General features: G+C 61.9%; 25 protein-coding genes. 12 read left to right on the top strand and 13 right to left on the bottom strand.

All coding sequences use genetic code 11. The annotated features are described in order from the left end of the window. Window positions 1-55: 55 nt before the first annotated feature. The 3 genes from ACR64R_RS07495 to gatB all read right to left on the bottom strand — a co-directional run bounded on the left by ACR64R_RS07495 (window position 56) and on the right by gatB (window position 2,877). Window positions 56-754 carry an AIM24 family protein gene (locus tag ACR64R_RS07495; RefSeq protein WP_487361043.1) on the bottom strand — a complete coding sequence of 233 codons (699 nt, stop codon included), beginning with the start codon at window positions 752-754 and terminating at the stop codon, window positions 56-58. Window positions 755-884: 130 nt separating this feature from the next. Then, the gene (locus ACR64R_RS07490; protein WP_487361042.1) at window positions 885-1,373 is read right to left on the bottom strand and encodes an N-acetyltransferase family protein; all 489 of its coding nucleotides are present in this window, start codon (window positions 1,371-1,373) and stop codon (window positions 885-887) included. A gap of 4 nt (window positions 1,374-1,377) precedes the next feature. Beyond that, window positions 1,378-2,877: an Asp-tRNA(Asn)/Glu-tRNA(Gln) amidotransferase subunit GatB gene (gatB, locus tag ACR64R_RS07485; protein ID WP_487361041.1), complete on the bottom strand. Its 1,500-nt coding sequence runs from the start codon at window positions 2,875-2,877 to the stop codon at window positions 1,378-1,380. A gap of 297 nt (window positions 2,878-3,174) precedes the next feature. On the opposite strand from gatB, the gene ACR64R_RS07480 reads away from it, so the two are divergent. Continuing rightward, window positions 3,175-3,432, top strand: coding sequence for a YjhX family toxin (locus ACR64R_RS07480; protein ID WP_487361040.1), 258 nt, complete (start codon window positions 3,175-3,177; stop codon window positions 3,430-3,432). A 50-nt stretch (window positions 3,433-3,482) separates the two neighbouring features. Here the strand turns inward: ACR64R_RS07480 and ACR64R_RS07475 are convergent, their stop codons facing one another. Continuing rightward, on the bottom strand, window positions 3,483-3,914 hold the full coding sequence (locus ACR64R_RS07475) for a CBS domain-containing protein (RefSeq protein WP_487361039.1): 432 nt from the start codon (window positions 3,912-3,914) through the stop codon (window positions 3,483-3,485). 133 nt (window positions 3,915-4,047) lie between these two features. Next, a complete protein-coding gene (locus tag ACR64R_RS07470; protein WP_487361038.1) occupies window positions 4,048-4,785 on the bottom strand; it encodes a rhomboid family intramembrane serine protease in 738 nt (245 codons plus the stop codon). 390 nt (window positions 4,786-5,175) lie between these two features. Here ACR64R_RS07470 and ACR64R_RS07465 point away from each other — a divergent pair, with 390 nt between their 5' ends. The 5 genes from ACR64R_RS07465 to ACR64R_RS07445 all read left to right on the top strand — a co-directional run bounded on the left by ACR64R_RS07465 (window position 5,176) and on the right by ACR64R_RS07445 (window position 9,065). Next, a complete protein-coding gene (locus tag ACR64R_RS07465; protein WP_487361037.1) occupies window positions 5,176-5,814 on the top strand; it encodes a PAS domain-containing protein in 639 nt (212 codons plus the stop codon). A gap of 172 nt (window positions 5,815-5,986) precedes the next feature. Beyond that, window positions 5,987-6,604 carry a PilZ domain-containing protein gene (locus ACR64R_RS07460; RefSeq protein WP_487361036.1) on the top strand — a complete coding sequence of 206 codons (618 nt, stop codon included), beginning with the start codon at window positions 5,987-5,989 and terminating at the stop codon, window positions 6,602-6,604. A 254-nt stretch (window positions 6,605-6,858) separates the two neighbouring features. Next, entirely contained in the window at window positions 6,859-7,464 is a 606-nt protein-coding gene (locus ACR64R_RS07455) for a transglutaminase-like cysteine peptidase (RefSeq protein WP_487361035.1), read from the top strand. 292 nt (window positions 7,465-7,756) lie between these two features. Beyond that, a complete protein-coding gene (locus tag ACR64R_RS07450; RefSeq protein WP_487361034.1) occupies window positions 7,757-8,506 on the top strand; it encodes an NYN domain-containing protein in 750 nt (249 codons plus the stop codon). A 7-nt stretch (window positions 8,507-8,513) separates the two neighbouring features. Beyond that, a complete protein-coding gene (locus ACR64R_RS07445) occupies window positions 8,514-9,065 on the top strand; it encodes an ankyrin repeat domain-containing protein (protein ID WP_487361033.1) in 552 nt (183 codons plus the stop codon). Between the two features lie 26 nt (window positions 9,066-9,091). On the opposite strand, the gene ACR64R_RS07440 is transcribed toward ACR64R_RS07445, so the two are convergent. Together ACR64R_RS07440 and ACR64R_RS07435 are read right to left on the bottom strand one after the other, a co-directional pair. Further along, on the bottom strand, window positions 9,092-9,619 hold the full coding sequence (locus ACR64R_RS07440) for a gamma carbonic anhydrase family protein (RefSeq protein WP_487361032.1): 528 nt from the start codon (window positions 9,617-9,619) through the stop codon (window positions 9,092-9,094). A 19-nt stretch (window positions 9,620-9,638) separates the two neighbouring features. Then, window positions 9,639-9,983, bottom strand: a complete 345-nt coding sequence (locus ACR64R_RS07435) for a DUF6949 family protein (protein ID WP_487361031.1) — start codon at window positions 9,981-9,983, stop codon at window positions 9,639-9,641. Between the two features lie 110 nt (window positions 9,984-10,093). Here ACR64R_RS07435 and ACR64R_RS07430 point away from each other — a divergent pair, with 110 nt between their 5' ends. From ACR64R_RS07430 to ACR64R_RS07420, 3 genes are all read left to right on the top strand, one after another. Next, window positions 10,094-10,822 carry a hypothetical protein gene (locus ACR64R_RS07430; protein ID WP_487361030.1) on the top strand — a complete coding sequence of 243 codons (729 nt, stop codon included), beginning with the start codon at window positions 10,094-10,096 and terminating at the stop codon, window positions 10,820-10,822. Window positions 10,823-11,036: 214 nt separating this feature from the next. Next, window positions 11,037-12,290 (top strand): cytochrome P450, encoded by a 1,254-nt coding sequence (locus tag ACR64R_RS07425; RefSeq protein WP_487361029.1) that lies wholly within the window; start codon window positions 11,037-11,039, stop codon window positions 12,288-12,290. Continuing rightward, window positions 12,287-12,994 (top strand): transporter substrate-binding domain-containing protein, encoded by a 708-nt coding sequence (locus tag ACR64R_RS07420; RefSeq protein WP_487361028.1) that lies wholly within the window; start codon window positions 12,287-12,289, stop codon window positions 12,992-12,994. The genes ACR64R_RS07425 and ACR64R_RS07420 overlap by 4 nt, the downstream gene beginning before the upstream one ends. Window positions 12,995-13,008: 14 nt before the next feature. Here ACR64R_RS07420 and ACR64R_RS07415 read toward each other — a convergent pair whose 3' ends face one another. The 5 genes from ACR64R_RS07415 to ACR64R_RS07395 all read right to left on the bottom strand — a co-directional run bounded on the left by ACR64R_RS07415 (window position 13,009) and on the right by ACR64R_RS07395 (window position 16,960). Next, entirely contained in the window at window positions 13,009-13,353 is a 345-nt protein-coding gene (locus ACR64R_RS07415; protein WP_487361027.1) for a cupin domain-containing protein, read from the bottom strand. 1 nt (window position 13,354) lies between these two features. Continuing rightward, the gene (locus tag ACR64R_RS07410) at window positions 13,355-14,635 is read right to left on the bottom strand and encodes an O-acetylhomoserine aminocarboxypropyltransferase (RefSeq protein WP_487361026.1); all 1,281 of its coding nucleotides are present in this window, start codon (window positions 14,633-14,635) and stop codon (window positions 13,355-13,357) included. Between the two features lie 159 nt (window positions 14,636-14,794). Next, window positions 14,795-15,316 carry a CoA-binding protein gene (locus ACR64R_RS07405; protein WP_487361025.1) on the bottom strand — a complete coding sequence of 174 codons (522 nt, stop codon included), beginning with the start codon at window positions 15,314-15,316 and terminating at the stop codon, window positions 14,795-14,797. After that, window positions 15,313-16,095: an AAA family ATPase gene (locus ACR64R_RS07400; RefSeq protein WP_487361024.1), complete on the bottom strand. Its 783-nt coding sequence runs from the start codon at window positions 16,093-16,095 to the stop codon at window positions 15,313-15,315. The genes ACR64R_RS07405 and ACR64R_RS07400 overlap by 4 nt, the downstream gene beginning before the upstream one ends. A 43-nt stretch (window positions 16,096-16,138) precedes the next feature. Next, window positions 16,139-16,960, bottom strand: coding sequence for an enoyl-CoA hydratase (locus tag ACR64R_RS07395; protein ID WP_487361023.1), 822 nt, complete (start codon window positions 16,958-16,960; stop codon window positions 16,139-16,141). A 149-nt stretch (window positions 16,961-17,109) separates the two neighbouring features. On the opposite strand from ACR64R_RS07395, the gene ACR64R_RS07390 reads away from it, so the two are divergent. From ACR64R_RS07390 to rpsI, 3 genes are all read left to right on the top strand, one after another. Continuing rightward, window positions 17,110-17,574 (top strand): PaaI family thioesterase, encoded by a 465-nt coding sequence (locus ACR64R_RS07390; RefSeq protein WP_487361022.1) that lies wholly within the window; start codon window positions 17,110-17,112, stop codon window positions 17,572-17,574. Between the two features lie 227 nt (window positions 17,575-17,801). Further along, window positions 17,802-18,266 carry a 50S ribosomal protein L13 gene (gene rplM / locus ACR64R_RS07385; RefSeq protein WP_040983169.1) on the top strand — a complete coding sequence of 155 codons (465 nt, stop codon included), beginning with the start codon at window positions 17,802-17,804 and terminating at the stop codon, window positions 18,264-18,266. Then, complete coding sequence (gene rpsI / locus ACR64R_RS07380; protein ID WP_292498263.1) at window positions 18,266-18,736, top strand: 30S ribosomal protein S9; 471 nt, start codon at window positions 18,266-18,268, stop codon at window positions 18,734-18,736. The genes rplM and rpsI overlap by 1 nt, the downstream gene beginning before the upstream one ends. Window positions 18,737-18,794: 58 nt before the next feature. On the opposite strand, the gene ACR64R_RS07375 is transcribed toward rpsI, so the two are convergent. Then, the gene (locus ACR64R_RS07375; protein ID WP_487361021.1) at window positions 18,795-19,703 is read right to left on the bottom strand and encodes a LysR family transcriptional regulator; all 909 of its coding nucleotides are present in this window, start codon (window positions 19,701-19,703) and stop codon (window positions 18,795-18,797) included. Window positions 19,704-19,759: the final 56 nt, after the last annotated feature.

The raw sequence follows: 19,759 nt of genomic DNA, 5'->3' as shown, positions 1-19,759 counted from the left end.
AGGCCAAGCCTAGTAGCCAGGCCTAACCGCTTCGAGCTCTTCTCGATTGCTCCGCCTACTCTTCCGACGGCATATGCAGATACATCGACTGGATGCCGACGCGGCCCGGCCCGGTGAAGCGATTGACGACGAAATTCATGTTGGCGCCGAAGAAGCCGCTGGAGAGCCGGTCGATCCTGGTATCCATCTTCACCGAAGCATCCTTGAACAGCCAGCCGCCGGGTTCGATGTCGATGGACTCGCCTGCCGCCAGCACCTTCTCGAAGACATTGCCGTAGCCGTGCAGCCAGACGATGCCGTCGCCTGTCTCGCCTCGGAAGCGATCGATGAAGAAGCCGCTCTGTCCGAACAGCATCGTCCCCAGCCCACGCACCCTCTCGAAGGTGTAGTCAACGCTGGCGGTGGCGGCAAGGAACTGATGCTCGCGCACCTGGATCTCCTCGCCGCGCCGGAGATGGATCGGCACGATATGGCCTGGTCCGTCGCGGCTGAAAGCGATGACGCCCGGCCCGGACGCTTCGGTGACGAAGATCTGCATGCCGGCGATCATGCGCTTCAGCGCCCCCTTCAGCGACTTCAGGCCGATGGTGATGGAGGTGTTCTTCCAGAGCAGGATGTGGTGTTCGAAATAGACCGGCATGTTCGTCACATCGACCGACAGCACCGGCACCAGTTCGCCCGCGACGTGATAGGTCACGCCGCCAAAAGTCTCATCCGACACTTCGGTCGGCATCAGTTCCGGCAGGCTCGGCATTGCAATCCCCCATGGCGGACGACGCCTCTGCCTTGTGGAGGGTGCGGCGCCCGAGAGAAGCAGCCTTGACCGCGCGGACCGGCGCGATCAAATCAAAACCGCGCGATGACCAGGCATGCTTGCAGCAGATCTAGCCGAGTCGCTTCTCCAGGATGAGCGCGGGCAGTCCCGAATTGCCGCCGCAATTGGCGGTCCTGCCCGCCGGCCGGAACCCGTTTGCCTCGTAGAAGGCGATCGCCACGGCATTCGCCGGCTCGACCTCCAGTCGCAGCGTGCGCATCTCCGGGAAGCTGGCCTCGACCTCGTCGAGCAGAAGCTGGCCAATTCCCTGCCGCTGGCAGGCCGGATGAACGTAAAGCTGGTTCAGAAGGACGATCTTCGGGTCGGCGGTTGCGGCGGCGAAAGCCATGCCGCCGAGCCGCTTGCCGTCGTCGGCGACCAGGAACTCGGAATTTGGCCGGGTCAGCCGCGCCTTGAGCGAAGCGATCGAATGCCAGTCGTCGGTGATCGCCGCAACCCGCTCGGCGCCGTAGATGGCGTCATAGGTCGCATGCCAGGTCTCGACCAGCAGCGCGCGAACCGCAACAAGATCACGCTCGCTGGCGGTGCGGACGAACATCGCCCTATTCGATGCCGAGCTTGGCCTTGACGAGGTCATTGACCGCCTGCGGGTTGGCCTTGCCGCCGGTCGCCTTCATCACCTGGCCGACGAACCAGCCTGCCATGGTCGGCTTGGCGCGCGCCTGCTCGGCCTTGTCCGGGTTGGCTGCTATCACCTCGTCGACGGCCTTCTCGATGGCGCCGGTGTCGGTGACCTGCTTCATACCGCGGCTCTCGACGAGCTGGCGCGGATCGCCGCCCTCGTTCCAGACGATCTCGAACAGGTCCTTGGCGATCTTGCCGGAGATGGTGCCTTCCTTGATCAGATCAAGCACGGCGCCTAGCTGCTCAGGCGAAACCGGAGCATTTTCAATGTCTTTTCCAGCCTTGTTCAATTGGCCAAGCAGATCGTTGATGACCCAGTTGGCCGCGAGCTTGCCATCGCGGCCGGCAGCCACCTTCTCGAAATAGTCGGCAATCGGCTTTTCCGACACCAGGACCGACGCGTCATAGGCCGATAGGCCGAGCACATTGACCAGCCGCGCCTTCTTGTCGTCGGGCAGTTCCGGCAGATCCTTGGCGAGCGCGTCGACATAGGCCTGGTCGAACTCCAGCGGCAGAAGGTCGGGGTCCGGAAAATAGCGGTAGTCGTGCGCCTCTTCCTTGGAGCGCATCGAGCGCGTCTCGCCCTTGACGGCGTCGAACAGGCGCGTCTCCTGGTCGATGGTGCCGCCATCCTCCAGGATGGCGATCTGGCGGCGCGCCTCATATTCGATGGCCTGGCCGATGAAGCGGATCGAGTTCATGTTCTTGATCTCGCAGCGGGTGCCGAATTCACCTCCCGGGCGCCGCACCGAGACGTTGACATCGGCGCGCAGCGAGCCCTCGTCCATGTTGCCGTCGCAGGTGCCGAGATAGCGCATGATCGAGCGCAGCTTGGTCACATATGCCTTGGCCTCCTCGGCCGAGCGAATGTCGGGTTTGGAGACGATCTCCATCAGCGCCACGCCCGAGCGGTTCAGATCGACATACGACATGGTCGGGTGCTGGTCGTGCATCGACTTGCCGGCATCCTGTTCCAGGTGCAGGCGCTCGATGCCGACCTCGATGTCCTCAAACTCGCCGTGGCGATCGGGGCCGACCGAGACGATCACCTTGCCCTCGCCGACGATCGGCTGCTTGAACTGCGAGATCTGGTAACCCTGCGGCAGATCCGGATAGAAATAGTTCTTCCGGTCGAAGACCGACTTGTGGTTGATCGCGGCCTTCAGCCCGAGCCCGGTGCGGATCGCCTGCTTGACGCATTCCTCGTTGATGACCGGCAGCATGCCCGGCATCGCCGCGTCGACCAAGCTGACATTGGCGTTGGGCGCCGCGCCGAACGAGGTCGAGGCTCCGGAGAAAAGCTTGGCCTTCGAGATCACTTGCGCATGCACTTCGAGCCCGATGATGATCTCCCAGTCGCCGGTGGCGCCAGGGATCAGGCGCTTTGCGTCGGGGGTGCGGGTGTCGATGATGCTCATGGAAGCCTGCGGACTTGGAAATTGTCGGAGTTGCATTACTGCACACTTTGGGTGCGCAACTTCGCTAGTGCAAACCGCCCGGCGAGACAAGCCTTGTAAGACGGGCGCAAAGCCGCTCTCTGGCCTTTTCGGCGGCTTTCGCCTATAGGACGCCCATCCCAATGGAGAGTGGATGTCCACTTACGCTCAGTCCCGGTGAAGCCCTGACCTCATAGCGAGGCAGGGCATAAAACCTGAAACCCCGTGCCGCGAAGCTTCGCGGCGGCGGCTTTTGTTGTTTTCCGGGATTCTTCTCCAATGGACATATCGCGCAACGAACAGCGCATCCTGCACCTGCTCGCGCAAGGCGGGCGCATAGAAATCGAAAAGAACGAGAGCAGGAAGATCGCCTCGGTCCGGTGCCTGACCCGCGACGGCTGGCGCTATCCGGGCTTCGACCTGGAACTCTTTCGAAAACTGAGGCGCAAGAAAGCGGTTTCCTCGACGGGCGGCGGCCCTTACCGCATCACCCGGCGCGGGCTTGAGCTCGTCCGCGCCGAACTCGACAACCGATAGGGCGCGCTAGACGCCGCCGGCTGGCAACAGCCGGCGGCTTTCACCCGGCATCAGGCGGTCGCGATGTATTGCTTGATCTCCTCGGCTTCGCGCTCGACATCCTCGATGCGGCGCTTGACCACGTCGCCAATGGAGACGATGCCGTCGAGCTGGCCGTTCTTCTCTACCGGCAGGTGGCGGAACCGGCCCCTCGTCATGATCTCCATGACCTCGTTGACCGTGTGGTTCTCGTTACAGATCTTCACCTTGGGCGTCATCGCGGAACGCACGGTGATATCGAGCGCCCCGGCACCTTCCCTGGCCACCACCCGCACGATGTCGCGCTCCGAGAGAATGCCGACGATCTTGCGGTCGCCATTGGTGATGACGAGTGCGCCGATCCTGTGCTCGGCCAGCATGCGAATGGCCTCGCTCAGTTTTTCATTTGGTCCGAGCGTGAATACCTCATGGCCCTTGCTTTCCAGAATTGCCTTTACCGTCATGGCGTCCTCCGCAGCCGTTGACGCCGGCTCCCGCCCAGACCGGCCTTTTCTGTCCCGGCGCCCTCAGCAAGACACCGGGTGCTTGGATGACATGGTGCGCCGTGATTGGCTGCATTTCAAGTGGAAGCGGGTCTCATACCGCAGGCAGCGGCCGGTCGAAAAATCGCAGTCCGAAAAAGCCGGCGACAAAACCGCCGATATGGGCTTCCCAAGCGATCTGACCGTCGATGCCCGGCGCGTAGCCGAGCAGGCCGGTGGCTAGATTTATGACCATCCAGACGCCTAGAAACGTCATGACGCCGCGGGAGCGCAACACGACGGCGACCGGCAGCGGCGAGCCGGCGAAGGCCGCTCTGCCGGACGAACGATCGACGCGGAAGCCATAGCGCGCCGCGGCGCCCATCATGCCGGAGATCGCTCCCGATGCGCCCACGAGCGGCACCTCGCCGTAGGGGTGCAGCGCCCAGAAAAGAACGACCGAGGCCAGCCCGGTGAGGGCGTAGAAGACTGCAAAGCGGACTGCGCCGAGACGATTGGCGAGCGGCGAGCCGAAGGCTGCAAGCCAGATCATGTTGATGGCGATATGGGCGACGCTCCCATGCATGAAAGCGTAGGTGAACGGACGAGTGAACAGGAACCAGTCGAAGCCGTACCGGCCGGTGTACAGCACCGGAATGAAAGCCCCGTCATAGAGCAGCGTCATTTGCTGCGTTTCGTTCAGCACATATTGCTGCAGCAGGTAGACCGCCACGCAAATGCCGATAGAGGCGAGCACCACCGGCGGCAGGTTGAAGACGGGTTCGCGCCGCCGAGGCTCGAGAGCTTCATCCAGCCTGGGTTCGGTATCAGCGGGATTTACAGGTTCGCTCATGCAGCCTTGCAGGTCCGGGACACTCTATTCGGCGAGCATGTAGATCACGCTCATTCGAATCACAAACAGCGAATCGCCACAGGGCGAATCAAAAAAAGGCCGTCCAGGATTTCCCTGAACGGCCGGTCGAGTCCCCTGCTCCCCGTAAACTCGTGACTTATGTGCTGCCGATCGCTGCTGAAGCGACCGTTTTGGAGTGGTTTTGATGTGCCACAGGCCTCCGCGGCACGCAATGTAAACCAATTGTTAACCTTAACGCCCCCGAGGGGTGAACAAACGTTAACGATACTGGCACGCATCCTGCTCCGCACCGCATGAAGGTCATCGGAGGGCACCCTGTCTGTTCGCCGATGGGACATCAAAAGACAGATTGTGCGGAGCGGAATGGAAATGAAAGAAAAAGGATCGATCGCGCTGTTCCAATATTGGAACCAGTTGCGTGATGGCCGCCTCGCTCCGAAGCGATCGGAAGTGGAGCCGGCGGATATCAAGTCGCTTCTGGCCGACACGTTCATCCTCGAGCGCGACACGCGTGGCGAGGCGGTGTTCCGGCTGGCCGGTACAAGGCTCTGCGCTTACTACGGACGCGAGCTCAAGGGCTTCTCGTTTCCTTCGCTCTGGCGCGAGAAGGACCAGCGCCTGGTGTCTCGGCTCATGCAGGGCGTCTTCGACCAGAAATCGGTTCTGTTCATGACTTACGAGGGATTCAGCCGCAATGGCCGCTCCAACAAATTCGAACTCCTGGCGCTGCCGTTGGACGGGGGTCACGAGAACCCGCGCTGCCTCGGCATCATCAGCACCGCCGCAAAGCCATTCTGGCTGGGTGCGGACCCACTCGCCGACGCGCTCATCGACACGATCCGTGTGATAGCCCCCGAGAAGGAGCCGATGTTCCTTGCTCACCGGCCGGCGATTGAGGTTCCCTCACTCGTTCCGAGCGAATTCGATCCTCCGGAAACCATTTCCGCCCTTGGCCGCGCGCGCCGTTTCCGCCACCTCGTCGTGCTCGACGGCGGGCGACACGAGTGATCCTGGCGGCTGCGAATTTTCCTCCCGCATGAGGTTGAATTTTCTGCGTCGCACGAGCCTCCGGCCCCGGGCTTTTGCGGCCGATTTTTCCCGTTTGTTAACCTGCTTCGTTGTACTTCTGGATGAAATTCCACGCATCGTCGCGCGGAACGCCAACGGGGTGTAGGCAGTCATGAGGTCAGCGGCGGTAGAGTATGTGCCGTCACGAGCTGAGCGGCGCAACTTTCAGCGCGTCCGCGTCAAGATTTACGGCCGTTTCATGCTTGAAGACCGCACCGAGCATCCTTGCCAGGTGATCGACATGTCACCCGGCAACGTTGCGCTGCGCACGGACCGCATCGGCAGGCCGGGCGAGAAGGTCATCGCCTATATCGATCATATCGGCCGCGTCGAAGGTATCGTGACGCGCACTTCGCAGGACGGTTTCGCCATGACCGTCATCGCCTCGGAACGCAAGAAGGACAAGCTTGCCGCTCAGCTCACCTGGCTTGCCAACAAGCATGAGCTCGATCTGCCCGAGGACCGTCGTCACGAGCGCGTGGCGCCCCGCAATCCGATGAGCGTCCTGCAACTCACCGATGGGCGCCAGTATCAGTGCCGCATCATCGACCTTTCGCTTTCGGGCGCGGCGATCGAGATCGACGTCAAGCCCGCGATCGGCATTCAGGTCATGCTTGGAACCATGCGCGGCCAGGTGGTGCGTCATTTCGAGGACGGCGTGGCCATAGAATTCGCCGTCATCCAGCGACCGGAAACGCTCGACCAGGAATTCAACGCCCCGCGGTCCTGACACGACCGCACCGCAAACGCGAAGTGAACCGGCCCCTACGGCCGGTTTTTTGTTGCGTGGCCCCTGGCGAAACCGGTCGTGCAAGCTTCCCCAACGCCCACGCGCGTGCCAGGCGAAAATCTGAACAATCCGGGACCGCGATAGTTCAAATTTGATATTTATTCTACTGGCGTTTTACTCAATGTCTACTTCGCGTTTTTGCGTCGAATAAATCCCATCGTGGCACAGTCTTCTCAAACGGGGAGACTACCACAATGAAGATGACGAGGGGCAAGCTGTTGCTCGTGGCAATGGCGATGCAGCTTTTCACGTGGGGGACGGCAAGCGCAGGACCGGCTTTCATGCATACGGGTGGCCGCACCACCCAGCCGGTCGGTCACTACGATTTCTGCCAGCGCATTCCGGCCGAATGCAATGAACGGACGCCGAAGGGGCCGCCGATTGAGCTGACGCGCAAGCTGTGGGCGACGATCGTGAACGTCAACAATTCGGTCAACACCCGAATCAAGCCACGCACTGACTTGGAGAATTACGGCGTCGAGGAATACTGGGCCTATCCGGACAATGGCTATGGAGACTGCGAGGATTATGGGCTGGAGAAGCGCCGCGAACTGATGGCCGCCGGCGTGCCGGCCGGCGATCTTCTGATGACCGTCGTGCGCCAGCCGAATGGCGACGGCCATGCGGTGCTCACGGTGCGCACCAGCCTTGGCGAGTTCATCCTCGACAATCTCGAGCCGAAGGTGCTCGCCTGGAACGAGACTGTCTATACTTACCTCAAGCGTCAATCGACCGAGAATTCGGGCGTTTGGGTGACGATCAACGACGGCCGTGAGGACGCGGTCGCCAGCGTCCGCTAAGGCGTCAAGCGATCGGGTACGCCGCCCACGTCGCGGCGGCGCGCCCAAGGAGAAAGCCCGGTCGAGTCCCCACCCTCCCCGTCCCCAACGACCGGGTTTTAGGAGCCGGCCCCTGTCCCCGGGGCCGGCTCCGCTATTTCGGGGCTATTGAAATCGCAAGGGAAGCCACTTTGCCTAAGGCGTAGATTTTTGTTGTCGCCCCACCTCTGCTAGAACAAATGGCAACGAGGCTTGGCGACGACTCCAAAAAGTCCGAAATCGGCGAGCACTCAAGTTACGGGAAGCATCAACCATGCCTGTAGAACCCCGCTCGCCGCGCTTGGCAGTCCTTATCGACGCTGACAATGCATCCGCCAAGATTGTCGACGGCCTGTTCGAAGAGATAGCCAAAATTGGCGAGGCCAGCGTTCGACGCATCTACGGCGACTTTTCGAATACACGATCGAAGGGGTGGGCTGACGTCTTGTCGAAGCATGCAATCATTCCACAGCAGCAATTCGCCTATACGACTGGGAAGAACGCTTCCGATATCACGCTGGTGATCGACGCGATGGATCTGCTTCACAGCGGTCGCTTCGACGGCTTTTGCCTGGTTTCTTCCGACAGCGATTTTACGCGGCTTGCTGCACGCATACGCGAACAAGGTGTTGATGTCTTCGGGTTTGGGGAACAGAAGACTCCGGAGAGTTTTCGGCAGGCATGTCGCCGCTTCGTCTACACCGAAAATCTTCTCCGAAGCGTCGTCGATACTCACGATGCTGCGCCTATAAGAAAGCCGCTTCAGGCGCCGAGCGCTGCGACTCCCATACTGAAGAAAGTCATTGGCCAGATGGAGAGTGAGGATGGTTGGGTGCATCTCGGCACCTTCGGCAAGCAACTTTCAAACCTCTTCTCCGATTTCGATCCTCGCACCTACGGCTTCGGAAAGCTGAGCGACCTGGTAAGAAAGACCGCTGCATTCGATATTGAAAATCCTAAAGGCGGTGCGATGCGAATACGGATCAAAGCTGCTTCGAAAAAAGGCAAAAGCAAATCCGAGTGATGTGGTCGTGCTGGAACTCCCCGAGGATCCCGGCGTCAGACACCGGCTGTTCATTGCCATAGACGGCGCCTTCAAGGCAGGTGATTTCGAGGGCCTTGGCAAGGCGCTGGGCGGTTCGACGCGCTGGTTCGACGAGCGGATGCCGTTCGAGCTTGGCCTTGGTCATCCGCTGGAATATGCCATCTACTGGAGCCCGGCCACGTTCATCACCGCCTTGCTCGATGCCGGTTCAAACCCGAATTATGAGGATGCTGCAGGGTTTCCTTCGATCATTGCCGCGTTGTCGACGGAACGGCCGGACCGGCTGGACGTCGTCCATGTCCTGCTCGCGCATGGCGCCGACCCGAACATGCGCGGTGTGAACGATTGGACGCCCCTGCACTATGCGGTGTCACGGCGTGACGCCGAGGCGATCCATCTGCTGCTGCTCGCCGGCTCGGACCCTTTGCTGAGGACCCGCATCGACGACTGCGAAACGGCGCTGGAGGGCGCGGAAGAGGCCGGTTTCGAAGCCGGCGCTTTTATGCTGCGTGAAGCGATGAACAGCCGCCGCGAATGACACGCGGTGCTGCTTGCCAGCAGCCGTCACACTACCTTCAGCTTGGCCTTGAAGCGCTTTGCGTTGGCCACGTAATGCGCGGCCGAAATGCGAAGGCGCTCGATCGCGGCTTCGTCAAGCGTCCTTATCACCTTGGCGGGCGAGCCGACGATCAACGAATTGTCAGGAAACACCTTGTTCTCGGTCACTAGGGCGCCGGCTCCGACCAGCGAATTATTGCCGATCCTGGCGCCGTTGAGCACGATGGCGCCCATGCCGATCAGGCTGTTGTCGCCGATCGTGCAGCCATGCAGCAGCGCCCTGTGGCCGATCGTGCAGCCTTCGCCGATGGTCAGCGGAAAGCCCGGATCGGTGTGCATGATCGTATGTTCCTGCACGTTGGTGTCGGCGCCGATCACGATCGGCTCACCGTCACCGCGGATGACGACGCCGAACCAGAAGCCGGCGTTGCGGCCTATCTTGATATTGCCGATCAGCTTGGCGTCGGGCGCGATCCAGTTCGTCTCGACGTCCTCGAACTCAGGCGCTTTCCCATCGATCTCATAGACCGGCATTGTTCGTCTCCGATTCGTTTCAACCAGCGAATTCGAAAGACCCTAGGTTGGCGGTCCCCCATGATGCAATGGCGATGAGCACGACGCCGAGCGCCAGCGACCAGGCGATGGCCGTGCAACCGCAGGACAGCAGCGCCATCGTGCCGATGCGGCCTTCGCGCCGGGCAGCCAAGGCCTCGTTGGTGAGCATGAACGGCCCGGCGCATGCCGTTGCCGCAAGCGAGCGCAGGATATGGAGGGGCGAGACATAAGGCTCGGCAAAGGCCAGGCGCCGGCCGGATACCAGTTCCATGGCCGATCCGGCCAGTCCGCAAGCCGTGACACCAACCGCGAAAGCGTAAAGAACAAGCACAACGGGATCCATGTTTACCAACCGTTTACCATGAAAACGCACAGTCGTGCCAACGCGCTGCAAGAGCCATGCCGCTCGGGCTGTGCCGCCAAAGGACAGGTAGGCGGATCGGGAAAGAGCGAATGAAAAACGCAAGTGTCGCCGACGGCCCGGACTTCGAGGTCGTCGACTCGACCCTGATGAGGCGGGTCCTCTATGTTTTCGCGGCTCTGGCGCTGCTTTCGGTGGCCATCAGCTTGGGCGGCAAATGGCTCGGGCGGTCGATCGCCATGGCCGGCTATACGGATGACACGACGGCGCGACAGATCGTCATGGGCAACAACCTCATCAGTGTGCCGGCAAACTTCATTCGCTTCGACGAGGCCAGGCGCGACGGTATCGCCTCGCGGCTCGATCTCTACCTGCGCTATCCCGAGATGGACGGCTACAGCAACGCGGCGCGCGACGACTTCAACCATACGACGACCAGGAAGATCATCTTCCTCTCGTTCGAGCCGCGGATGATGTCGCGCGACATGAGCGGCCGCTTCGCGCCGATCTACAGCGCCCTGATCGAAAAGCCGGGCACGCCCGGTCCGGGCGGCACGACAATTTATTCCTTCGCGGAAAAATCAGGCTATCTGAACGAAGTGCTGGCCGTCGCCGAACGTCCCGGCAAGGATCCGTTCGTCGCCCGCTGCCTGAGCGGTCCGAGCGCGGAGGAATCGCTGGCGCCCTGCGAGCGCGACATCCAGGTCGGAGACGATCTCAGCCTAACCTATCGTTTTCCTCGCGAACTGCTGGCGGACTGGCCGGCGCTCGATGCGGCGATCGCCGCCAAGGTGTCAGGCATCTTGAAGGCGGGGCATTAGCCGTCGGTCGTCCGCGTCGTGGACGTGTCTAGCCCAACCTAAACCAACCACCACAACAAGATTTTCCAGAACCACACATGCCGGCGATGCGTCGGCCATGGCTTTCTGACGAGACCCTTGCGGCGCAAGACTCCGGCCTGGCTCAACGTTTCTGAGTTGTGGGCGCCAAGACACGGTCTGGCATCGTGCTGACAAGGCGCGCTAGAGATCGAGCATGATGCCAGCCTATCTAAACTTCGACCTATCGAGCCGCCGCCTTCGTCTCGACCCGCACGAGCCGGCCTTCGTGCAGAACCCCTACGAGGCCTATGCTTTCCTGCATGGCGCCGCCAACGCCTTCTTCTGGGAAGATTACGGCTTCTGGTGTTTCGGCGCCTTCGAGGACGTCAACCGGCTGCTGCGCGACCGCCGTTTCGGCCGCCAGAACCCGGCCGGGATTCCCGACAGCCGCGGCGTGGGCGACGACCGCTCGCATCTTGTGGCGTTCGACGCGATCGAGGCCAATTCCATGCTCGAGCTCGAGCCGCCGGTGCATACGCGGCTCAGAACGCTGGTCAACCGCGCCTTCGTCTCACGCCAGGTCGAGCGGCTCCGGCCGCGCATCGAGGTGCTGGCCAACGAACTGATCGACCGCTTCGAGCCAAACGGCGTCGACCTTCTGCCCGCTTACGCCTCGCCCTTGCCGATCACCATCATCGCCGAAATGCTCGGCGTTCCGGTCGAGATGGGACCGCAACTGCTCGACTGGTCGCATCGGATGGTCGCGATGTACATGCATGGCCGGACGCGCGAGACCGAGGACACGGCCAACCGCGCCGCGCGCGACTTTTCCTCGTTCCTGCGCGGCTATGTGGTCGAGCGCCGCAAGAAGCCGGGCGACGATCTGCTGTCGCTGCTCATCGAGGCCCGGGACAACGGCCAGAAGCTCTCGGAAGACGAGCTGGTGTCTTCAGCCATCCTGCTTCTCAATGCGGGCCACGAAGCGACCGTGCACCAGACCGGCAATGCGGTGCGCTCTATCCTCGCGCAAGGCGGTGATCCGCGCCGCTTTTTCCAAACGCCGGAGGAAAATGTCGCGACCGTCGAGGAGTGCCTGCGCCACGACGCGCCGCTGCATATGTTCCTGCGCTATGCCTATGACGAGATCGAAGTTTCGCCTGGCATTGTGGTGAAGCCAGGCGAGACAGTGGCGCTGCTGCTCGGCATGGCCAACCGCGACCCGTTGGTCTTGGGCGAGCCCGACAACTTCAATCCGGCCCGCGCGGACCAGAAGAACGTCTCCTTCGGTGCCGGCATCCATTTCTGCATCGGCGCGCCGCTGGCCAGGCTGGAGCTGCAGGTGTCGCTCAAGACGCTATTCGACCGGCTGCCGGATCTACGCTTGGCGGAAGCCCCACGCTTCCGCGACACCTATCATTTCCATGGGCTGGAAAAACTCGTGGTTATTCTTCGAGATGGCACGAAATGAGATTCGCGTTCCTGCAGGAACCACCGTTCTGCTTCACCGATGTTTCCGGCAGCGTCGATGGCTGTGATACAAGGCTCGCCTCGAAAATTTGCCAGATGCTCGAACTGGGGAACTTCTCGCCGATCGAGGCGGAGTTCGCCGAATTGCTGCCTGGCGTGGCCGACGGCCGCTGGGAAATGACGACCGGTCTGTTCATATCGGACGAGCGCAGAAGGCGCGTGAATTTTACACGGCCCATCTGGTCGTTGCCTGACGGACTGATGGTCGCGAAGGACAATCCGCTGGGACTGCAGGGCTACCGCTCGCTTAGCCGGAACCCTTCAGCGGTACTTGCCGTAATATCGGATCAGATCCAGCATCAGACCGCTTTGCAGAACAGCGTTCCACCAGAACGGATCAGGATATTCGCGACACAGGCGGAGGCGGCAGAGGCCGTGGCGAAGGGTGCGGCGCAGGCTTACGCCAGCGTCGCCGTAGCGCATCGCGGCTACATTGCCCGGCGTACCAACGCGCGGCTCGATGTCGTCGATGTGCCGGCATCAGAGAAGCAGCCCGCCGCCGGCGCGTTCGCGTTGGCCAGGAGCAGTGCCGCTCTGCGCGAACAGATAGATCGATGCCTGAGCGATCTTCTCGGCGGCCCCTGGCACCGGGAGATGATGAGCGAATATGGTTTTTCCGACGATGATGTCGACCGGCTGTTGTGAGCCGGCCGAAGCCGTCAAAGCTTGATCACGTATTCCTTGCGGGTCGTCTCGAGCACCTCCCAGGTACCTTTGAAACCTGGCCTCAGCACGAAACTATCGCCGGCCCGCACGGTCCGCGCCTCGCCGCCGTCTTCGGCGACGACCGACACGCCGGACAGGATGTGGCAGAACTCCCATTCGTCATAGGCGATGCGCCACTTGCCAGGCGTCGCTTCCCAGATGCCGGCATAGAGGCCGCCGTCGCGCTCCTCGACATTCCAGGTGCGGAATTTCGGATTGCCCGAGACCACCCGGTCCGGAGCCGGCGCGCCGGCCTCCGGCTCGACGGCTTCGACATTGACCGCAAGAAAGGCTGACATATCAGACCTTGCCGAGCGCCTGATCAAGATCGGCAATGATGTCGTTGACGTCCTCGATGCCGATGGACAGCCGCACCGTATCCGGCCCGGCGCCGGCCTTGACCTTCTGCTCGTCGGAGAGTTGGCGGTGCGTGGTGGAGGCCGGATGGATGACCAGCGACTTGGTGTCGCCGACATTGGCGAGGTGCGAGAAGAGTTCGAGCGCCTCGACGAATTTGACGCCGGCTTCGTAGCCGCCCTTGAGGCCGAAAGTGAAGACGGCGCCCGCGCCCTGAGGCGAGTATTTCTTCTGCAGCGCGTTGTTCTTATCGCTCGGCAGCCCTGGATAGTTCACCCAGGCAACCTTGGGATGGTTGGACAACCAGCCGGCGACGCTCGCCGCATTGTCGCAATGACGCTGCATGCGCAGCGGCAGCGTTTCCAGGCCCGTCAGGATCAGGAAAGCGTTGAAGGGCGAAATCGCCGGGCCGAGATCGCGGAGGCCGAGCACCCGTGCGGCAATGGCGAAAGCGAAATTGCCGAAAGTCTCGTGCAGGACGAGCCCGCCATATTCGGGCCGCGGTTCCGAAAGCATTGGGTATTTGCCGGATTTCGACCAGTCGAAAGTGCCGCCGTCGACGATTATGCCCCCGATCGAATTGCCGTGTCCGCCGATGAACTTGGTCAGCGAATGGACGACGATGTCGGCGCCGTGCTCGATCGGCCGCACCAGATAGGGCGAGGCCAGCGTGTTGTCGACGATCAGCGGCAGGCCGTGCTTGCGGGCAATGTCGCCGATCTTCTCGATGTCGACGAAGACGCCGCCGGGGTTGGCGAGGCTTTCGATGAAGATCGCCTTGGTCCGGTCGTCGATCTGGCTTTCGAAAGTCGCCGGATCGTTTGCTTCGGCCCAGCGAACTTCCCAGCCGAAATTCTTGAAGGCATGGCCGAACTGGTTGATCGAACCGCCATAGAGCTTGTTGGCGGCGATGAAGTTGTCGCCCGGCTGCATCAGATTGTGGAAGACGATGACCTGCGCGGCGTGGCCCGAAGCGACAGCCAGCGCCGCCGTGCCGCCTTCAAGTGCCGCGACGCGTTCCTCGAGAACCGCCTGCGTCGGGTTCATGATGCGGGTGTAGATGTTGCCGAAGGCCTTCAGCCCGAACAGCGAGGCGGCATGATCGGCATCGTCGAAGACGAAGGAGGTTGTCTGGTAGATGGGCGTGGCGCGGGCGCCTGTCGCAGGATCGGGCTTTGCGCCTGCATGAACGGCTAAAGTGTTGAAACCAGGCGTACGGGTCATGGAAGCCTCCCTGTCAAATCTTTCGAAAATCGCCGGGCATTCTTGGCGAAGCCCGAGTTGGAATGCAAAGAAGAAAATTCCTTTCGGAGCGCGATCTGCGATGAACGCCCTGGAAAATGCATTTCTTCCAGGAATAATTTTGCGCCGGCCGCCACCCGCTTATTTCTGCCTCACGCCGAAGCTCTGAAACCCCTGGCGCATCAAGGGCTTTTTCGACGACAGGACGCCGGAGTTGACGCCGGTCCAGCCGATCTCGCCGGAGAGTTTGCCGTATTCGATCTTCGGGCAGCGGTTCATCACCACGTTGATGCCGGCCGCCTCTGCGCGGGCAGCGGCCTCGTCATGGCGCACGCCAAGCTGCATCCAGACGACCTTCGGCAACGGATCGAGCTTCAGCGCCTGGTCGACGATCCCCGGCACCGCCGAGGAGGCGCGAAAGATGTCGACCATGTCGACTGGCTGCGGCAGATCGGCGAGACTGGCATAGACCGTCTGTCCGAGGATCTCCTTGCCGGCGTGGCCGGGGTTGATCGGGAACACGGAAAAGCCTTTGGCCAAAAGATATTTCAGCACGAAGTAGCTCGGCCGCACATCGTTGGGCGACGCGCCGACCATGGCGATCGTCTTCACCGAATTCAGGATGCCGGCGATGTAGCTGTTGTCGTAACTGTCGTGATTCATGGTACGTCCTCATACAGCGCTTCGGCGAGAAAGGCAGCCGGATCGCTGCAGAAGTCACGCATCATCCGGAAATGATCGGTGTCCTGAAATTCGATCGGGTCCAGTCCGAAGAGACCGATGCGGAAGAGCCGCGCGTTCGGACAAGCCATCAGCAAAGGCGAGTGTGTGGCCATGATCACTTGCGCGGTGCCGGACTGCTCCATGCGTCGGAGCAATTTCAACAGTTCGATCTGGCGCGTCGGCGACAGCGCGCTTTCGGGCTCGTCGAGGATATAAATGCCTTGCCGGCGGCAACGCTCCTCGAAGAATCGGATGAAGCCTTCGCCATGCGACCAGGAGAGGAAATCGGGCGGTGGCGGCTTGAACGGATCGTCGAGCGCAACCCTATCGAGGTAGCGCGCAACGGAGTAGAAAGACTCGGCGCGAAAGAACCAGCCCGCGGTGACTTTCGGCAGCCAATGTGCCCGAAGCGTGCCAGCAAGCGGCGCCCCGCTCTTATCGATAGCGATGGAATGGTCGACCGGCATGTAGCCCTTGCCGCCGCCCGCCTCGTCATAGCCGGCTAGCGCGCCAATGGCTTCGAGCAGTGTCGATTTGCCGGTGCCGTTCTCGCCGACGATGATGGTGATGGCCGAGGCGAATTCGAACTCGAATTCGCGATCCCGGAAGATCGGCAGGTTCCAGGGATATTGCTCCCAGTCGGAGACGCGCGACGGCTCAAGCAGGATGCGCTTGAGGTAGGGCGCCTTCAGCCGCGTCAGTTGCTTGCGAGCAGCCACGTCCGACCCTCGACGATGGAAAAGCGCCGTCCCATCTGGAAGGCTATTCGTCGATCCATTCCGGCTTGCGTTTGCCGATGAAGGCGCCGATGCCTTCCTCGGCGTCGCGCGCCAGCATGTTCTCCACCATCATGCGGCCTGTATAGGCATAGGCGTCGGCTAGTCCCATTTCGGCCTGGACGTAGAACGCTTCCTTGCCCGTCTTGATGACCAAGGACGATTTGGAAGCAATGGTTTGCGCGTATTTGTTGACAACTTGATTCAGATATTCGCGCGGCACGATGCGGTTGATCAGACCGAACTCCTTGGCGGTCGCGGCGTCGATAGTCTCGCCGGTCAACAGCATCTCCATCGCCTGCTTGCGCGAGACGTTGCGCGAGAGCGCCACCATCGGCGTCGAGCAGAACAGGCCGATATTGACCCCAGGCGTGCAGAAACTCGCCTCATGCGAAGCAATGGCAAGGTCGCAGCTGGCAACCAGTTGCAGGCCGGCGGCGGTGGCGAGACCGTCGACCTCGGCGATCACCGGCTTCGGATGGCGCACGATCGTCTGCATCAGCATGGCACAAGCGGCGAAGGTCTCTTCGAAGAAAGCCTTGCCACGATCGGGATCGGCCCGGCGCGCCGTCATTTCCTTCAAGTCGTGACCTGCGCAAAACACTTTGCCGGACGCCGCCAGGATGATGACGCGCACGGATCTGTCGGCCTTCACGCGATCGAACTCGGCCTGTAGCGCCGCCATCGTCGCCAGCGACAGCGCATTGGCCGGCGGGCTGGCCAGCGTGAGGCGCAGAATGCCCTTGTCCTGGCTGACAAGAACGGGGCCGTCGGCGACGGCGGGCTTGATGGCGACGACTTCGGCCATTTTCCAAACCTTTCTGGTCGGCGCTGGCAGCGCATGGAGCAACAGAACTAGCATGCTGCCGGTTGAAGAACAGCCGCGAGGCGTGTTTTCTCCGTTGCACCGTTTGGTCCAGGCAAATTGCCTGGAGCCAGCTATATAGGATGCCGCCCATGCCTGCCCAAAGCGATCTGAAGCCAATGCTCAACGCGGCCGAAGTCAACACGCTGATGGCGAGCGTCTATCCGCAGCTCAACGGCAATTCCACCTCCTACGAGGCGATCGACGTGTTTCCAGGCGGCTGCACGGTCCGGCTCAACGCCGACGAGCAGCATCTGCGCCCCGGCGGGACGGTCTCGGGTCCGTCGTTGTTCACGCTGGCCGACATCGGCGGTTATGTCTGCGTGCTGAGCCACGCCGGACCGGACGCGCTTTCGGTGACCGTCAATCTCGACATCAACTTCATGCGCAAAGCGGAAGCCGGGCCGATCGACGGCCATTGCCGGATTTTGAAGCTCGGCAAAAGCCTGATGGTATTCGACATCGACATCGTCGCCGGCCCGGACGGTCGCACCGTCGCCCATGCCACCGGCACCTATTCAATTCCGAAGAAGCGCGAGGCAGATGTGGTAAAATAATACCACGCTTTCAACGCATTGTTTTTACTGTAATTATTCGCCCCCACTCATTTCCAGACGCCTTGACGCGCTCAGCACCCTCGCCTATAAGCCCTCTCGAAGCAGCGGCCCGCAAAGGCCGCCGTTTTGTTATTGGCGGGTTGGCTCCGGCTCATCCGTCAATTCAAGCAACAAGAAACGCCTTCGCTGCCTTTCGTGGGCAAGAAGGTCAACCTGAGAGCAAAACCATGGCTACCTTTTCGCAGAAGCCTGCGGATGTGGTGAAGAAGTGGGTGCTGATCGACGCCGAGGGTCTCGTCGTCGGTCGTCTGGCCACCGTCATCGCCAACCATCTGCGCGGCAAGCATAAGCCCACCTTCACCCCGCATGTCGATGATGGCGACAACGTCATCGTCATCAATGCCGACAAGGTGGTGTTCACCGGCAAGAAATACACCGACAAGGTCTACTATTGGCACACCGGTCATCCCGGCGGCATCAAGGAGCGCACCGCGCGCCAGCTGCTCGAGGGCCGTTTCCCCGAGCGCGTCGTCGAGAAGGCCGTCGAGCGCATGATCCCGCGCGGCCCGCTTGGCCGTCGCCAGATGAAGAATCTCCGCGTCTATGCAGGCGCCGAGCATCCGCACACCGCCCAGCAGCCCGTCACGCTCGACGTGGCCAAGCTGAACTCCAAGAACAAGAGGGCTTCGTAATGGCTGAGCTTTCCTCGCTCGCAGAACTCGGCGCCGTTGCCGCGCAGCCGGCCGCGCCCGTGCATGTCCAGAAGCTCGACAAGTCGGGCCGCGCCTATGCCACCGGCAAGCGCAAGAACGCCATCGCGCGCGTCTGGGTGAAGCCGGGTTCCGGCAAGATCACCGTAAACGACAAGGAATTCGCGACATATTTCGCGCGTCCGGTGCTGCAGATGATTCTCAACCAGCCGATCGTCGCGGCCAACCGCGCAGGCCAGTACGACATCGTCGCGACCGTCATCGGCGGCGGCCTTTCCGGCCAGGCCGGTGCGGTGCGTCACGGCATCTCCAAGGCGCTGACCTACTACGAGCCGGGCCTGCGCTCGGTGCTCAAGAAGGGCGGCTTCCTGACCCGCGACAGCCGCGTGGTCGAGCGCAAGAAGTACGGCAAGGCGAAGGCCCGCCGCAGCTTCCAGTTCTCGAAGCGCTAAGCGTCGCGAGATCCAAGTTTCCGAAAAGGCCGCCCTTGGGCGGCCTTTTTGTTTCCGGTTACCAGTGCCCGGCCGGCGTCTTGATATAGTCGATGAAGGCGCGCAGCGGTGCCGGCACAAGGCGACGGCCCGGATAATAGAGGAACGGCCCGGAAAATTCCTCCCACCACGGCTCAAGAACGGGTTCGAGCACGCCGCTGACGAAATGCGGGCGAAGCCAATCCTCGAACAGGCTGACGATGCCGGTGCCGGCGATAGCAGCATCGACGGCGAGATCGACGGCTCCGCCGAGGCTTACGATAAGCGGCCCGGGCGGATCGACCCGGATCACCTCGCCGTCTCTCACGAACTCCCAGGGCATTGCGCCGCGACCGGGAAAGCGCCCACGCAGGCAGGCGTGGTCGAGCAGGTCGCGCGGATGTCGCGGGCGGCCGTGCCGGTCGAGATAGGTCGGCGAAGCGGCCGTAGCGAAGCGCTGTGTGCGCGGCCCTATCGGCACCGCTATCATGTCCTGCTCCAGCCGCTCGTCGTAACGGATCCCCGCATCGCCACCAGCCGCCAGCAGATCGACGAAGCTCTCTTCAGCCATCACTTCCAGGCGAATCGCGGGATAGGCGGCAAGAAATCCCGGCACGATCCTGGGCAGAACCAGCCGTGAAGCGCTGACGGGCACGTTGAGCCGCAAGGTGCCAGCCGGACGGTCGCGAAAGCCGTTCACCACGTCAAGCGCTGCCTCGACCTCGCCCAGCGCAGGACCGAGCCGCGCCAGTAGGCTGGTGCCAGCCTCCGTCAATGCCACGCTGCGCGTGGTGCGGTTGAAGAGCCTGACACCAAGCTGAGTTTCCAGACGGCGGATGGCCTCGCTGAGCGCTGACGCGCTGCCCGCAGTCGCTCGAGCTCCCTCGCGAAACCCTCCTGCGCGAGCCACGGCTATAAACGCCTGGAGATCGTTGAGGTCAGCCGCCATTGTTCTCAATTCCGCACAAGCTGTGGCGATCATATCCGGTTATCGGGACAACGGCC

The sequence above is a fragment of the Mesorhizobium sp. MC2-1-1 genome, assembly GCF_057597255.1.
This window is presented reverse-complemented; position numbering and strand designations above follow the sequence as displayed.